At 61.8% G+C, this 13,465-nt stretch carries 12 protein-coding genes; 4 read left to right on the forward strand and 8 right to left on the reverse strand.

Annotation, left to right across the window (positions count from 1 at the left end):
- Positions 1–30 precede the first annotated feature (30 nt).
- Together DDZ17_RS04255 and DDZ17_RS04260 are read right to left on the reverse strand one after the other, a co-directional pair.
- On the reverse strand, positions 31–1,230 hold the full coding sequence (locus tag DDZ17_RS04255; RefSeq protein WP_116364669.1) for a pyridoxal phosphate-dependent aminotransferase: 1,200 nt from the start codon (positions 1,228–1,230) through the stop codon (positions 31–33).
- 13 nt (positions 1,231–1,243) lie between these two features.
- Entirely contained in the window at positions 1,244–2,656 is a 1,413-nt protein-coding gene (locus DDZ17_RS04260; protein ID WP_116364670.1) for an amidase, read from the reverse strand.
- Positions 2,657–2,825: 169 nt separating this feature from the next.
- Here DDZ17_RS04260 and DDZ17_RS04265 point away from each other — a divergent pair, with 169 nt between their 5' ends.
- Positions 2,826–3,245, forward strand: a complete 420-nt coding sequence (locus DDZ17_RS04265) for an HIT domain-containing protein (protein WP_116364671.1) — start codon at positions 2,826–2,828, stop codon at positions 3,243–3,245.
- A 59-nt stretch (positions 3,246–3,304) separates the two neighbouring features.
- Here the strand turns inward: DDZ17_RS04265 and DDZ17_RS04270 are convergent, their stop codons facing one another.
- The 4 genes from DDZ17_RS04270 to DDZ17_RS04285 form a co-directional block, all read right to left on the reverse strand.
- Positions 3,305–3,664 (reverse strand): DUF3192 domain-containing protein, encoded by a 360-nt coding sequence (locus DDZ17_RS04270; RefSeq protein WP_116364672.1) that lies wholly within the window; start codon positions 3,662–3,664, stop codon positions 3,305–3,307.
- A gap of 116 nt (positions 3,665–3,780) precedes the next feature.
- A complete protein-coding gene (locus tag DDZ17_RS04275; RefSeq protein ID WP_116364673.1) occupies positions 3,781–5,148 on the reverse strand; it encodes a peptidase MATCAP family protein in 1,368 nt (455 codons plus the stop codon).
- Between the two features lie 110 nt (positions 5,149–5,258).
- Positions 5,259–7,637 carry a glycoside hydrolase family 127 protein gene (locus tag DDZ17_RS04280; protein WP_116364969.1) on the reverse strand — a complete coding sequence of 793 codons (2,379 nt, stop codon included), beginning with the start codon at positions 7,635–7,637 and terminating at the stop codon, positions 5,259–5,261.
- Between the two features lie 195 nt (positions 7,638–7,832).
- Entirely contained in the window at positions 7,833–8,513 is a 681-nt protein-coding gene (locus tag DDZ17_RS04285) for a CerR family C-terminal domain-containing protein (protein WP_116364674.1), read from the reverse strand.
- A gap of 193 nt (positions 8,514–8,706) precedes the next feature.
- On the opposite strand from DDZ17_RS04285, the gene DDZ17_RS04290 reads away from it, so the two are divergent.
- Positions 8,707–9,630: an oxygenase MpaB family protein gene (locus tag DDZ17_RS04290; RefSeq protein WP_116364675.1), complete on the forward strand. Its 924-nt coding sequence runs from the start codon at positions 8,707–8,709 to the stop codon at positions 9,628–9,630.
- 34 nt (positions 9,631–9,664) lie between these two features.
- Here DDZ17_RS04290 and DDZ17_RS04295 read toward each other — a convergent pair whose 3' ends face one another.
- Both DDZ17_RS04295 and DDZ17_RS04300 read right to left on the reverse strand, forming a co-directional pair.
- A complete protein-coding gene (locus DDZ17_RS04295) occupies positions 9,665–10,003 on the reverse strand; it encodes a NirD/YgiW/YdeI family stress tolerance protein (RefSeq protein WP_116364676.1) in 339 nt (112 codons plus the stop codon).
- A 362-nt stretch (positions 10,004–10,365) separates the two neighbouring features.
- Positions 10,366–10,827, reverse strand: coding sequence for a hypothetical protein (locus DDZ17_RS04300; RefSeq protein WP_116364677.1), 462 nt, complete (start codon positions 10,825–10,827; stop codon positions 10,366–10,368).
- 557 nt (positions 10,828–11,384) lie between these two features.
- On the opposite strand from DDZ17_RS04300, the gene DDZ17_RS04305 reads away from it, so the two are divergent.
- Positions 11,385–11,723 carry a helix-turn-helix transcriptional regulator gene (locus DDZ17_RS04305; protein ID WP_116364678.1) on the forward strand — a complete coding sequence of 113 codons (339 nt, stop codon included), beginning with the start codon at positions 11,385–11,387 and terminating at the stop codon, positions 11,721–11,723.
- A complete protein-coding gene (locus DDZ17_RS04310) occupies positions 11,713–13,005 on the forward strand; it encodes a type II toxin-antitoxin system HipA family toxin (RefSeq protein WP_116364679.1) in 1,293 nt (430 codons plus the stop codon). Before DDZ17_RS04305 ends, DDZ17_RS04310 begins: the two co-directional genes overlap by 11 nt.
- The last annotated feature ends 460 nt before the right edge of the window (positions 13,006–13,465 follow it).

Consider the following 13,465-nt stretch of genomic DNA (forward strand, 5'->3'; position numbering starts at 1 on the left):
GGCCTGCCATACCACCGGCCATAAAAACGCTCAGGCAAAATCCTGGCGCTCCATCCAGGGGATCAGGCGTCGAAAGCCCTCTTCAATCTGCTCGATGGAGGTGGAGTAACTGATGCGCAGGGCGTTGCCACAGGCATCGCCGAAGGTCTGGCCCGGAATGGTGCATACGCCGGTTTCCTTGAGCAGGCGCAGGGCGACGTTGTTGCCGTTGATGCCCTCGGGCAAGGCCGGAAACAGGTAAAACGCCCCCTCGGGTTTATAGCCTTCCAGGAACGGGGTTTGCTCCACCAGTTCCACCACCCGGTCGCGCCGGCGGGTGTAAATGTCCAGCATGTTGTCCACAAAATCGCGCTCGCCCCGCAGGGCCGCCACGCCGGCCCACTGGCAGGGTGTGTTGGCCACGGTGGTGGTGAACATGTGGTAGCGGCGCAGCTTCTTGATGGCCCCCTGGCTGGCGATCAGCCAGCCCACCCGCATGCCCGCCATGCTGAAGGTTTTGGAGAAACTACTGATCACCATGACGTGATCGAGGTCGGAGCAGCAGGACAGCACGCTGGGATAGGTCTTGCCGTCGTAGACCAGGTGGTCGTACACCTCGTCGCTGATCACATACACGCCGCGGTAGGCCGCCTCCTCCACGATCGCCTCGATGGTCTCCCGCGGGTACAGGGTGCCGGTGGGGTTGCTGGGGGAGTTCAGCACAATGGCGCAGGTGTTCATGTCGATGGCGTCAATCACATCCTGCGGGTCCAACTGGTGGTTGTTCTCGGCCCGCGTCGGCACGGTTTTTACGGTGCCGCCGTTCATGCGCACCAGCGGCGCGTACAGCATGAAGGACGGGTCCGGGATGATGAACTCACGGCCAGCGGAGGAGGTGGAGGTGAGCGCCAGGTAGATGGCCTCGGTGGCGCCGGTGGTCACCAGGATGTTGTCGGCGGTGAGCGGGCGGCTATAGCGGGCGCTGTAATAGTCGGCCAGGGCCTCCAGCAATTCTGGCAGGCCGGCGTCCAGCGTGTAGCCGGTCTGGCCCGCCTGCAGGGCCTCCACCGTGGCATCCACCACATGCTGGGGTGCGGGTAGGTCGGGCTGGCCGATGGACAGATGCACCACGTCGTCCATGGTGGTTGCCAGATTGACCATCTTACGGATGCCCGGCATAGGAATGGTGAGCAGGGCCGGGTTCCAGACCGGATCCTCGGACTCGTAAAAATCGATATCGAGATCGCTCATCGTCGCCCTCCCCTCAGCCTTGGTTGAACAGCGGCGGGCGCTTGTCGGTCAGCGGCGCCTCGCGCTGATAGGCGTAGCCCGCCTGCAATACGCGGGCATCGTCGAACTTTGCCCCCACCAGTTGCAGGCCAATGGGCAGGCCATCCGCGCAGAAGCCGCAGGGCACCGACAGGGCCGGCTGGCCGGTGAGGTTGAAAGGATAGGTAAAGGGCGTCCAGGTGGGCCAGCGGGTGCTGGGCCAGTCCTCTGGTACTTCGCGGTTGGTGGCAAAGGCGGTAATCGGCAGGGTGGGCGTGAGCAGCAAATCGTACTTCTGGTGGAAGCCGGCCATGCGTTCGCACAGGGCCATGCGCTCGTTCATGGCGCCCATGTAGTCGAGCATGGACAGGCGCGCGGCCTTCTCGGCCACCTTCACCAGTTCCGGGTCCATCTGCTCGCGCTTGCGCGCGCCCAGGTCGCGCATGGCGTTGGCCGCGCCCCCGTAGAACAGGTGCCCGAAGGCGCCCAGGGGGTCGCTGAAACTCGGGTCTACCTCCACCACGGTGGCGCCCAGCCGCGAGAACACTTTCGCCGCTTCACGCACGCTGGCCTCCACTTCCCGGGTCACCTCCACATGGCCAAGGTTGGGGCTGAAGGCGATCTTCATGCCTTCTACGCCATCGCGCAACGTGGCCAGGTAGTCCACGCCACGGCGGGGTATGGCATTGGTATCGCGGTGGTCAGCCTCGCTCATCACGTTCATCAGCAAGGCGCAGTCTTCCACGGTCCAGGTCATGGGCCCGGCGTGCGCCAGGGTGCCGAAGGGGCTGGCGGGCCAGTGAGGCACTTCGCCAAAGGACGGCTTTAACCCGACGATGCCACAAAAGCCGGCCGGAATGCGGATGGAGCCGCCGGCGTCTGTGCCCAGCCCCAGCGCCCCCATGCCCAGGGCCACCGCGGCGCCGCTGCCACCGCTGGAACCGCCGGCGGTGCGGGTTGGGTCCCAGGGGTTGTTGGTGGGGCCGCAGAGTGGGCTGTCGGTAACACCCTTCCAGCCGAACTCGGGCGTGGTGGTTTTGCCGAGTGGCACATAGCCGTGTCGATCCAGGGCCGCCACACAGGGGGCGCTCTTGCCCAGTGTGCTGTTGCCATCGATGGTGCGGGAGCCTTTGAGGGTGGGCCACATGGGCGTCAGGAAAACGTCCTTCACCGCCACCGGCACGCCGTCCACAATCCCCTTGGGTGCCCGGTTGTTGTAGCGCAGTTCGCTCTCCAGGGCATAGCGCAGGGTGGTTTCTTCATCCACCAGGCAGTAGGCATTCACCTCGCCATCCAACCGCTCGATCTGCGCCAGCATGGCCCGCGTGACCTCCACCGGCGACAACCTGCCATCGCTGTAGTGGGCTACCAGTTCCGTTGCCGTCAGGGAGAGAATGTCCTGGCTCATCGGGTACTCCTCAGCAGTGTCTGGCGGCGAGTGGACGACACCCGCCCTAAGCTGACCCTACAAGCATGTCGATGGCAGCGTCAAACACGCGTTGCTTACAGTGGCTGACGCTCGCCCCGCGCAACAGTACACTGCCCTGCCCCGCCAAGCGCCAACCGGAGACGCCACCATGCCCGCCCTTCACCCGCAACTTGCCGCCGATTGTCACCGGCTCGGCACCCTGAACAGCGCCACCCTGCTGCTGTCAAAAAACGCCCACCTGCACTGGTTGATTCTGGTACCGGACACCGACTGCGCCGACCTGCTGGATTTACCCGCCGCAGCGTTGCAGACGGTGATGGCCGACTGCCGTGCGCTGTCCGGGTTTCTGAAAAGCGAGTTGGGTTACCCCAAGGTGAACTTCGCCGGGCTTGGCAATGTGGTGCCACAGATGCACTTGCACATCATTGGCCGGCGTGAGGGTGACGTCTGCTGGCCCCTGCCCGTGTGGGGGCAACTGCCGGAGAGCGGGCCCTGGCCAGAGCACGCAGTGCAGGCACTGCGGGATGCTCTGTCCGCCACCTGCGGCCTGCGCCCCTGCAACGCATAGGCCACAGGGTTGCAACGGGCCCGGCGGCCGCAATGGGCCAGCCAGGGCGCACTTGAAGGCTAGCGGGATGACAGGTAAACCGGCTCCCCCCACCCGATCAGGATGCCGTCGCGAAACACCAGCGGCGTCATCTCGTCGCGTGTGGTCTCGCCATCGGCCTGGCTGCGGTGGGTACGATAGAACCAGACCAGCATGGTGCTGTCCCCGCGGCGATAGGACTCAGAATCCCTCGGGCTGCCCAGGCGCTGCTGCACGTCATCCCGGGTCATGCCAATCTGCAGGCCGCTGATGGCACTGCGGTTGTCCCGCTCTTCTTCTCGCCAGTCGTGGCTGCCATCGCCATCCGACTGGATCACCACACATCCTGCGGCAGACAGCACCAGCAGCAACACTGCCAGGTAAGGGGCCAGGGAAATCACCGTCGTATCCTCCAACTCTCTCTTCGGGGGGCGGCACCATTGCCGCACCGGACAGGTGATATAGTCGACCATAGCACCAGCGGCGACAATGCGACTCGTCGCAGCCAGCACTCGCTCTATCGAAGGGGGTCGGAATCGTCGCTGGCGAAGCTGTAGTTGGCGCCCAGTTCGGAAATACGAATGCGATTGGCAAACACGGAAAAGGCCAGGTAGGCGGCAAGGCCGTTGGTGCGCAGCATCCAGGGCGGCAAGTACAGGGGCGCGGCAATGTCGCCGGCCTCGAACAGCGGCGCCAGGCGCACCACATCGCCCACCGTCATGCGCCCCGCAAACAGGTGGCGGCACAGGCGCAGGCGATTGTGCTTGAGGGCCCAGCGGAAGAAGGTGTGTACCTCCATCAGGCCGTGCAAGTAAACGGTGTCCTTGGTAAAGGCGCTGCCGCCGGTGAGCGGCGCCCCCCGGTAAATGCGCATGGCGGAGTTAAAGCTCTCCACCTCGGTTTGTCCGGCGTCGAGGAAGTAGCGGAACACATCGATAAAATCCGCACCGCGCAGGGCCATATCGATGGCGATAATACGCAGGGCAATGCGTTGCAGGCGGCGAATGTCCACCGCCCCGGTCACCAGTTCCGCAAAGGTCGCCAGCCCCTCCTGGGTGCCGGTGGTGCGCGGCGCCCCCAGGCTCAGGCTGCGAAAGTGGGGCTGCTCTCGGCCATTGATGGCGGTAAGGCTGTGCACAAAGGCCTCGTGCTCAAGCAACTGGTTCAGGTCGTATTCCGAAAAGGGCGTGCCCGCCCGCAAGCGGATGCGGGTAGCGCCGGCGGCGGCCTTGGAGGCCAGGTTTTCATCGATCACCACCTCGATAGCGTGGCGGTCGATCACCTTGCGAATGCGCTCGCTCAACTCCCTCTGCAGCACCTCTGCCGACAGACAGTAATCCACCTCGTGCAGGCTGTACTCCTGCTCGTAGGCGGCGGTAACCTCGATAAAATGCCGGGCGGCATCGATGTTGTGCACCGTACCGCCGGCAATGGCATCTCCGGGCTTGCCATACAGGGACAGGGAGCGCGCCGTCATCGCGGCGGTGCCCCGCGCTTCCAGCAGGCGGGCGGCATCGTGATAGGAGCGTGCGGTGCTGTAAAGATAGCGCCCCAGCGGGTGGTCGGTATCCACCTCGGCCATCAGCGCATCCAGGGCGTGCAGGGTATCGGCGTGGCTCTGGCGCTCGTAGCTCACCTCTGGCAGGCGCGGCTTGCCGGCGCGCCAGTCCTGGAGGAAATCCAGCTGAACTTCCCGCGGCCAACTCAGGCTGCTGAGTAGCTTGATCTCCTGCACGCTGGCCACCAGGCGTTCATCCCAGCGGGCAAAGGGCGCGAGTTCAGGGCTTATATCAGCACTGCGATCAATATCGCGATGAATGCCACGATCGACACCGGTGGCACCGGCGCCTGGACTGGCATCAGGGTCGGGGGAAAATTCCTGCATAAAAAATTGAGTGTGCTCCCAGTCAGCCTAGGCAATTGGCTGGAGTATAGAACTGGAACAGGCGCCACCCCAGTCCGGGTTTTTGGCAATTTACCGCACAATGGCGGGCCTCAGGTGGCTTCCGGGCGCAGCAAGCGAACGCCAAACACCGGCCCGGCGGTATGCCGGCCTATGGGCTCAAACCGCACGCGCACCTGTGCCTTGTCGCGCGTAAAGTGCTCCTCTACCGGGTAGGACAGGGTGACAAACTCCCCGGGCTGTGGCGCCTGTAGTTCCTGGCGCGCCAGTTCCTGCCCATCCAGCAGAATGCGAAACTTGCGCCGCCGCTCACCACCCCAGTAGGTGGCCTGGAAGACAAGCGGGCCGGCCACCACCGGCAGGTCGAACTCGAAGAAGCCTTCCATCCGTGCATCGCGGCCGTGTCGCCCGCGGTACACCACCGGGTAGGAGATGGCCGATGTCAGGTTGCTGTCGCGCTCGGGCTGCATTTCACCGAGGTGAATCACCGCCACCGAACGCCTGGCCAGGGCCTGCTCTGCACGTTGGGCGGCAAGCAATGCCGCCTCTTCCACCGCCCAGTCCTCGTCGCTGAAGCGCTTGAAATACACCGCGCTGCGGCGCTCGTACTGGCCATAAAAAGGCACCAGGGCCAGCGCTTCGGGGCGCGCCACCACCGCACTGAGTTTGAAGCGGGCACTGGCGGCATCCACCGTAGAAATGCCGGCCAGCACATCCTCACCCACCAGGGCCGGGGCCAGCCCCTCGTAGCTGCCCTCGGCCGGGCCCAGGTCCGCCGCCATCACCAGCGGCCCGCGCAGCAGGGCCGCGGTGGTGGCATCACCGGGGGTAGCCTCCTCCCTGAACACCAGCGGCAAGCGCAATACCACAACGTCACCTTCGGCCCAGCGGCGGTGCAACAGGGCGTAGCCCCTTTCCACAACCACCGCGGCCGCATCGCCGTTCACGCTCACCTCGGCCGAGCCGGCCCAGCCGGGAATGCGCAGGGCCAGGGTAAAGGTGCGCGGTGCCGCCAGCATCGACAGGGCCAGCGTGATCTCGCCATTGTAAGGATAGGCGGTGGTCAGCCGCACGGTGGCGGACTGGCTGCGCCACTGCGCCTCGGCGGGAATGTACTCGTTCACAAAGAGCACCCCTTCCGACTCCCAGAAAATCGATTCGCCGTGCTTGGCATGGCTTTCCATGCCGCTGCCCACACAGCACCAGAAGGAATCGGTTGGCGTGGAATACACCCGCGCGCTGCCCGCCATCAACGGGGTCATGTAGGTGAACATGCCGGTATCCGGGTGCTGGGCGGCAAGAATGTGGTTGTAGTGGGTGCGTTCCACATAGTCGAACAGGGCGGCATCCGGCCGCTCGCCGTACAGGCGCCGGGTAAGGCGCAGCATGTTGTAGCTGTTGCAGTGCTCACAGGTCTGCTCGGTGATATGCCGGGCGATATGGTCGGGCTCAAAGAAGTACTCCCGGTCCGCGTTGCCGCCAATCACATAGCTGTGATGGTCCGTCACCCGCTGCCAGAAAAACCGGGCCGCCGCGGCGCGCTCACTGTCGCCGCTGAGTTCGGCAATCCGCGCCAGGCCGATCAGTTTGGGAATCTGGGTGTTGGCATGGAAGTTGGCCAACTCATCTCGCCCGGCCATCAGCGGGTCCAGCACTCGCTTGTCGTAAAGGCGCAGTGCCACCGCCAGCCAGCGCTCATCGCCGGTGCGGGCATACAGTTCGGCAAAGCTCTCGTTCAACCCGCCGTACTCGCAGGCCAGCACCTGCTGAAGTTGTGCATCATCGAGCGCAGCAAACACCTTCTCCAGATAGGCAGCAAAGCCAAGCACCACTGGCAGGGCGTTTTCCACGCCGCAGTAGTACTGGGCATCCAGCAAGCCGGCGAACAGTTTGTGAATGGTGTACAGGGGCGCCCAGGCACCGTTCAGGTCAAAACCGCCGGAGATGATCTGCCCGCGCATGATTTCGGGGAAAATTTCCTGCCCGTCGACAACGCTGCCGTCGGGGCGCTTGCGGGTCAGCCCTGCCACATAGCCATCGCCGCGCTTGGCCTGAATGTGCTGCAACGCATCCACAATGCGCTGCACCCGCGCGCAGCACTCGGCGGTGCCGGTTTGTGCGTAACTCAGGGCCAGCGCCGACAGGTAGTGGCCCAGGGTATGCCCGGCGATGGTGTCGCTCTCCCAGCCGCCGTACACCTCGCCCTTTGGCGGCAGGCCGGCACCGGTGTAGAAGTTGTGCAGCAGGCGCTCTGGCTCCAGGCTCAGCAGATAGCGCAAGTTGGTGTTGAGCGCATCCAGCATGGGCCCCGGCAGCAGCCGCACCGCCGCCAGTGGTAGTGGCGTGGCACGCTTGGGCAGGCTGGCGGCAGCGCCTTCTTGCAACGCGCGAGACAGGGGCGAAAAGGCGCCCAGGGTCGCCCCGAGGCCGATGGCGGACAGAAACTGGCGGCGGGGTGAGTGCAGTGGCATGGGGCGATCCTCAATCAAACAGACCACCATTGTTTGGCGCTACAGCTGCAGATGCAAGGGCTGCAAACACAGGGCGTAACACAAGCGCCGGCATGAGACAGGGCCTTCATATTGCTGACCTGCCTTCATCCGCTTTGCCTCAACCCGCTACTTATCGTTATCACAACCCATCCGGCCTGTTATAACTGATAAAGGTCAGCCACCCATGCGATCAATCTGTGCTTCCAGTGCCGAGAGCGCCGCCGCCACGCCCGATGCCTTGCGGGTGGCCGATACCTTGTTGTCCTTGAGATAGCGCAGCGACACCGGCCGGGTGGTACTGAACGCCGTCATGCTGGCGTGCAGCATCAGGGCCTGTGTATGCGCCGCCCCGTCCGGCTTGGCCTTGCCTTCAATACGGGCAATCAGGCGGGCGGTAATAGCCACGCCTGGCTGCCACAGCTGTTGGTAGAGCACCTCAAAGGCGGGGCCCTGCTCGGTCAACTCGCGCAGTACAAAACCGGTGCGCAGGTCGGCATCGGCATCATCACCGGTAACCGCGCTCACCCGGCGCATCACCTGCTTCAATGATTCGCGCGCCTCACCCGATGACATGCCATCAGCCAGCGCCTGCCCCACCTCTGCCACAAAACTGCCGACGCCCGCCTCGTAGCGGCGCACAATCTCCCGCGCACAGGCGAGGTAGAGCCCCTCTTTGTTGTCGAAGTAATACTTGATGGCCGGTAAGGCAACCTCCGCCGCATCGGCGATACGGCGCGTAGTCGCCTGGGCGAAGCCCTCACGGCCGAATATCCCCAGGGCAGCCTGCAGAATCCGGGCGCGGGATTCCTCACCCCGGCTCTGGCTGGTGGCAAAAGCGCTGGCTTGCTTGGGCATGGCTTCTCCTCGGGGCGCGCGATATACCGCGAGGCGCGCAGCGTGTTGCGTATAACTATATCAACTGATATAAACTTAACCCTATCAAGCGATACATTTCAAGCGATGCGTATCGCCGGGCTCTTACCAACAGGCACCTGCCCATCGGCGCCCATCCGTAGATAGCTCAACCAACCACGCAAGAGGCAACACTATGCGCACCGGTCCCAGCGCTCGCAAGGGCACAAGCGTTGACTTCGCCAACCCGCCAGGTGCACCGGCCTTTTTGGGGCCGCAATCCCTGCAGTGGCGCATCTACAAAAACCCGGTGGCGCTGACGGTCGGCGGCGTTTGCGCGGTGCTGCTGGAATTTGCCGACCCGCGCATACGCAGCGGCGTGTGGGACCACTCCACCTACAAAATCGACCCCATTGGCCGCTCCGAGCGCACCGGCCTGGCTGCCATGGTGGGTGTGTACGGGCCAAAAGAAACCGCCGAGAAAATGATTGCCGGCATTACCCGCATGCACAGCCGGGTAGAAGGCCACACGCCGGATGGGCAGCCCTACCGCGCCATGGACCCGGAGTTGCTGAACTGGGTATACGCGACAGCGGCCTACGGCTTCCTGAAAGCCTACAACCGCTTTGTGACGCCCCTGAGCGACCAAGAACAGGCGCGCTTCTGGAACAGCGGCGAAGACATTGCCGCTCTGTACGGCGTGACACAAACCCCAACATCCGAAGATGACTTTCTGGCGATGATGGAAGGCCTGGCCCCGGGCTTTGAACCCCACCCGATCAACCGCGAATTCCTGCAGATTATCGAATCCAGCGACTCCGCCCCGGGCGTACCGCGCTTCATTCGCCGCGCCATAGCACGCGGCGCCGTCTCGCTGCTGCCGCCCATCGTGCGGGAAAAACTGGCGCTGGGGCCCGACTACAACCTGACCTTGTTGGACAGGATGACACTTCGCTGCATGGGATTTGTGGCCGAGCGCAAATACGACCCGGCATCCGCGCCGGCCAGGGCCAGCGAACGCCTGGGCCTGCCGGGCAACTTCCTGTGGCGCAGCGCCGCAGAGCAGCAGAGGCTTCTAGGCACGGCTCGCCCGGCCACAGCAGAGACCCAAACGGGTTAAAACGAGGGGGCATTATTGCCCCCTCAGCAACGGCTTAGTTGAGCACCTGGAGCTTTTCAACCTCCAGCGTACTGGCGTCTTCATCGCGGTCGATAACACCGTACAGCCGTATTGTCGCGCTGGGAGACAATTGCACCTTGCCCAGAATGTCCTCATCAATCACCGCGGTAATTTCGCCGGACGGGTCTGCCACCAGATATTCCTCATCATCCAGTTTCTGGGCGATCCTGACATCGACCACCACTTCCGTGCCATCCGCAACGGCCTGGGCTTCGGCGATCGTCACCGCAGTTGTGGGCGTTGTCGCACATGCGGCAAGCAACACAATGGCGGGAACCAGCATCCAGTGGCCAATGTACTTGGCAATCTTCATTCGAAAGTCCTCTCGTTGGATTGTACTTGTCGTAATGCCAAAGTCGTTTCGGCCTATCCGTTCAACACCGCCCCGCCACTGCAAATTCCGCACACTGGCCGGGAGGGCCGTCACAGGCTTTCGCAGGGGAAACACCGAAAGCTGCGAAAGCACCGTGCGTCAGTTGTTGGTTGGCTTTCATCCGCAAAAGTTCATGTAAATTTTCAGGTGGGGAAACAGCAGCACCGGAAAGAGTCCAGGCTGAAGCTGAAATTTGCGAAGCTTTTGATTGCGCAGCCGCGCCAACTTACCGCATCGGCAAACGGGTCCTCATTGGGCGAGCGCGGCAATGGTGGAGCCTTTCCCTATAGCCACACCCACTCCTATTCGGGGCTGTTTGCGCCTGCTGCCTCCAGCGGCTGCCATTGCGTGATCGAAGTGGCCGGGCGCACCTCCCAGTGCTCGCCATCCCGGCTGCGATAGGCCGCATAGTGAGTGCAGCACCCGCCCGCCCCCATCGCCTGGGTGCCAATTTCCACCTGAATATACTCCCCGTCAAACTCTAGCCGCTCTCTCACACATTGCTGTGGCAACGGGTAAGGCGCGGGTTTGAATAGCAGTTCCCAACCCTGCCGGGCTTGACCGGACATCACAGACTGATAGACCTTGCAGGCTTTGATGCCGAACAGCGTGACCCGTCCGTCCGCCAGCCTCAACTCGGCCACCGGTGTCGTAAATTCCGGCGCCTGATTGGCATCACGCTCCGCGCTCGAATCCAGCGCGGGCCCCACCTTGGTACAGGCATTCACAGCAATTGCCGCGCCCATCAAGGCGGCAAGGGCCATTGTGAATTGGGATGAAAAAAACTGATGCCGGCGCGTTCTCACGTGGTTATTGGCCCTTACCGATGCATGCGAATGGAATTGTCCAGGCCATCATCTTAAGAATTAACGGCTGTAGCGTCGAATAGGAATTGTGGTAAGTACAGCACGGTTCCAAGTTCCCAAAAACTGCACTGATGGGAATCAGCCGCCTGCGATCAGGAAGCTTCCGAACATGCTTCAAAGTGGTCCACCGGATAGCGCTGGGGCACTCGAAGCGAGCATAACGCGCTGGCTGAACTGTGCCACAACACCAAATTGCTGCATGCGCTCCAACGGCGGCGGCTTTTGAAATTCCGGGACTGAAGCGTTGTATCTATTGCTTAAATCTCAACATCGACAAACGCCGCACTACCAGCATGCGAGGAATAGAGCCATTAACAGGTCACTATAGTTATTTATGACCCGCTTAAAGATCATTACCATATTGAACAACCTTGCAAGACCAGCACCTTGCTGCCAATATGGTGCATAAATGAAGCGCAAAGCATCTTTAAACCCTATTTATAGATCTATCGCCCATGTCAAAACCAGCGCACAGAAGCTATTCCCGCTACGCCCGAGAAGCCGTCAAACTTCTTGGACTAATGATCCGCAACGCGCGCATTGAGCGCAGCCTGACAGTGGCGGATATCGCCGAGCGGGCGGGCGTTTCGCGCGGCCTCGTACACCGGATAGAACAGGGCGAAATGGGCACATCCATTGGCGCGGCGTTTGAACTGGCCGCAATTCTGGGGATACACCTGTTTGAAGCCGAACCAACCACCCTGACACGACACCTTGCTATTGAGCACAATAAACTCACCCTGCTCCCGCAGGCTGCACGCAAAAAAAAGCAGAATATCAACGATGACTTCTGATCGCCCACGACTATCTACGCCAGATGAGGCCTTCGTCTGGCTTTGGTTACCGGGGGCGACAGAGCCAGTGGTCGCTGGAAGAATTTCGCGCGACGGCGAACGGCTGATTTATAACTACGGCCAAAGCTATCTGCAGCGCAATAACTGTATGGCCATCTATCTCCCGGAACTTCCCCTGCGCCGCGGCGCCATTCCGCCCGAGGCCGGCCTGAGCATGGCCGGTTGCCTGCGCGACGCTGCCCCCGACGCATGGGGGCGCCGGGTTATCCTGAACCGAACCTTCGGGCGCAAAGGTAAAGATACCGACATAGCCGCACTTGATGAACTAACCTATCTGTTGGCGTCTGGATCAGACCGCGTGGGGGCACTCGACTTCCAGCCCTCTCCCTCAAAATACGTGCCGCGTACGATAGAGACAGCAACACTCGAAGAGCTATTGAGCGCTGCTGAGAAGGTTGAACAAGGCGTCCCTCTTTCGCCCGACCTGGATCAAGCACTGTTTCACGGCTCATCGTTAGGCGGAGCCCGCCCCAAGGCACTGCTTCAGGATGGCGACAGGAAATTGATTGCAAAGTTTTCCTCATCAACAGACACCTACAACGTGGTAAAGGCTGAGTACGTCGCCATGCGCCTTGCTGAAAAAGTCGGCCTCAGTGTCGCCCCAGTCACAATTGCCCGCGTCGCCGAAAAAGACGTGTTGCTGATTGAGCGATTTGACCGCACCCGGACAGAGAACGGCTGGACACGCAAATCCATGATGTCAGCGCTAACCCTCTTCGGTCTTGATGAAATGATGGCGCGCTATGCCAGCTATGAAGACCTCGCGGAGATTGTCCGACACCGATTTACTTCCCCAAAGTCGACCCTGCAGGAGCTATTTGGTCGCCTGGTGTTTAACATCCTGTGCGGAAACACCGACGACCATGCACGCAACCACGCGGCATTTTGGAACGGTGAGCAACTGTCCCTGACACCCGCCTACGACATTTGCCCACAGAGCCGCACGGGGAATGTGGCCAGCCAAGCCATGCTGATCGTTGGAGATAATAGAGCGAGCACACTGAAAAATTGCCTTGAAGCTGCACCTAGCTTTCAACTTGATGACCATGCAGCGAAGGAGATTATCAAGCGACAAATCGAGGTTATCCGCAGCACTTGGGATGACATTAGTGGAGAAGCAGAACTGACCGCGATTGAGCGTAAGCTTTACAGCCAGCGTATGTTTCTGAATGATTTTGTCTTCGAGGGAGCGCCATCCAGTATCAAAGCTCAACGCAATTAGCCCCCACCGTATGGGAACAATGGGCAGAAGGTAAGGGCGGTGTCGAAGGTGCAATCAAGGCCAAAGATTAGCGCGGCCAGCCTACAAGCCATTAGGTTAGAATTCCGCTACAGCATTGAGCACCGGTGCATCAGCATATGGCCGCTTGCCTCAACGATTCGTCGATCCGATATTCGATTGCTGACATCACATGCGTACGGGCTGCTCCCAACGCATGACAGCCCGCGCAGGCGGACTCGTAGACATTGCACCCACCTTCCAGGCGTCCGGGGTCGGCGAAGGTAGCACCGCAATCCACTTATCAGGACCGCGCGTCGCAGGGGAACCGGGGGAGAACACGAACTCCGCGACGCCAAATTCATGCTATCGTCACTGTCGGTACGCCCTGACAGATCACAACGCCCTGCGGCGCTCCTGTTGCCCACCAAACGGCCATCTGAGCAGACGTACCTCCGATCGA

Source organism: Parahaliea mediterranea, assembly GCF_003402235.1.
Lineage (GTDB): Bacteria > Pseudomonadota > Gammaproteobacteria > Pseudomonadales > Halieaceae > Parahaliea > Parahaliea mediterranea.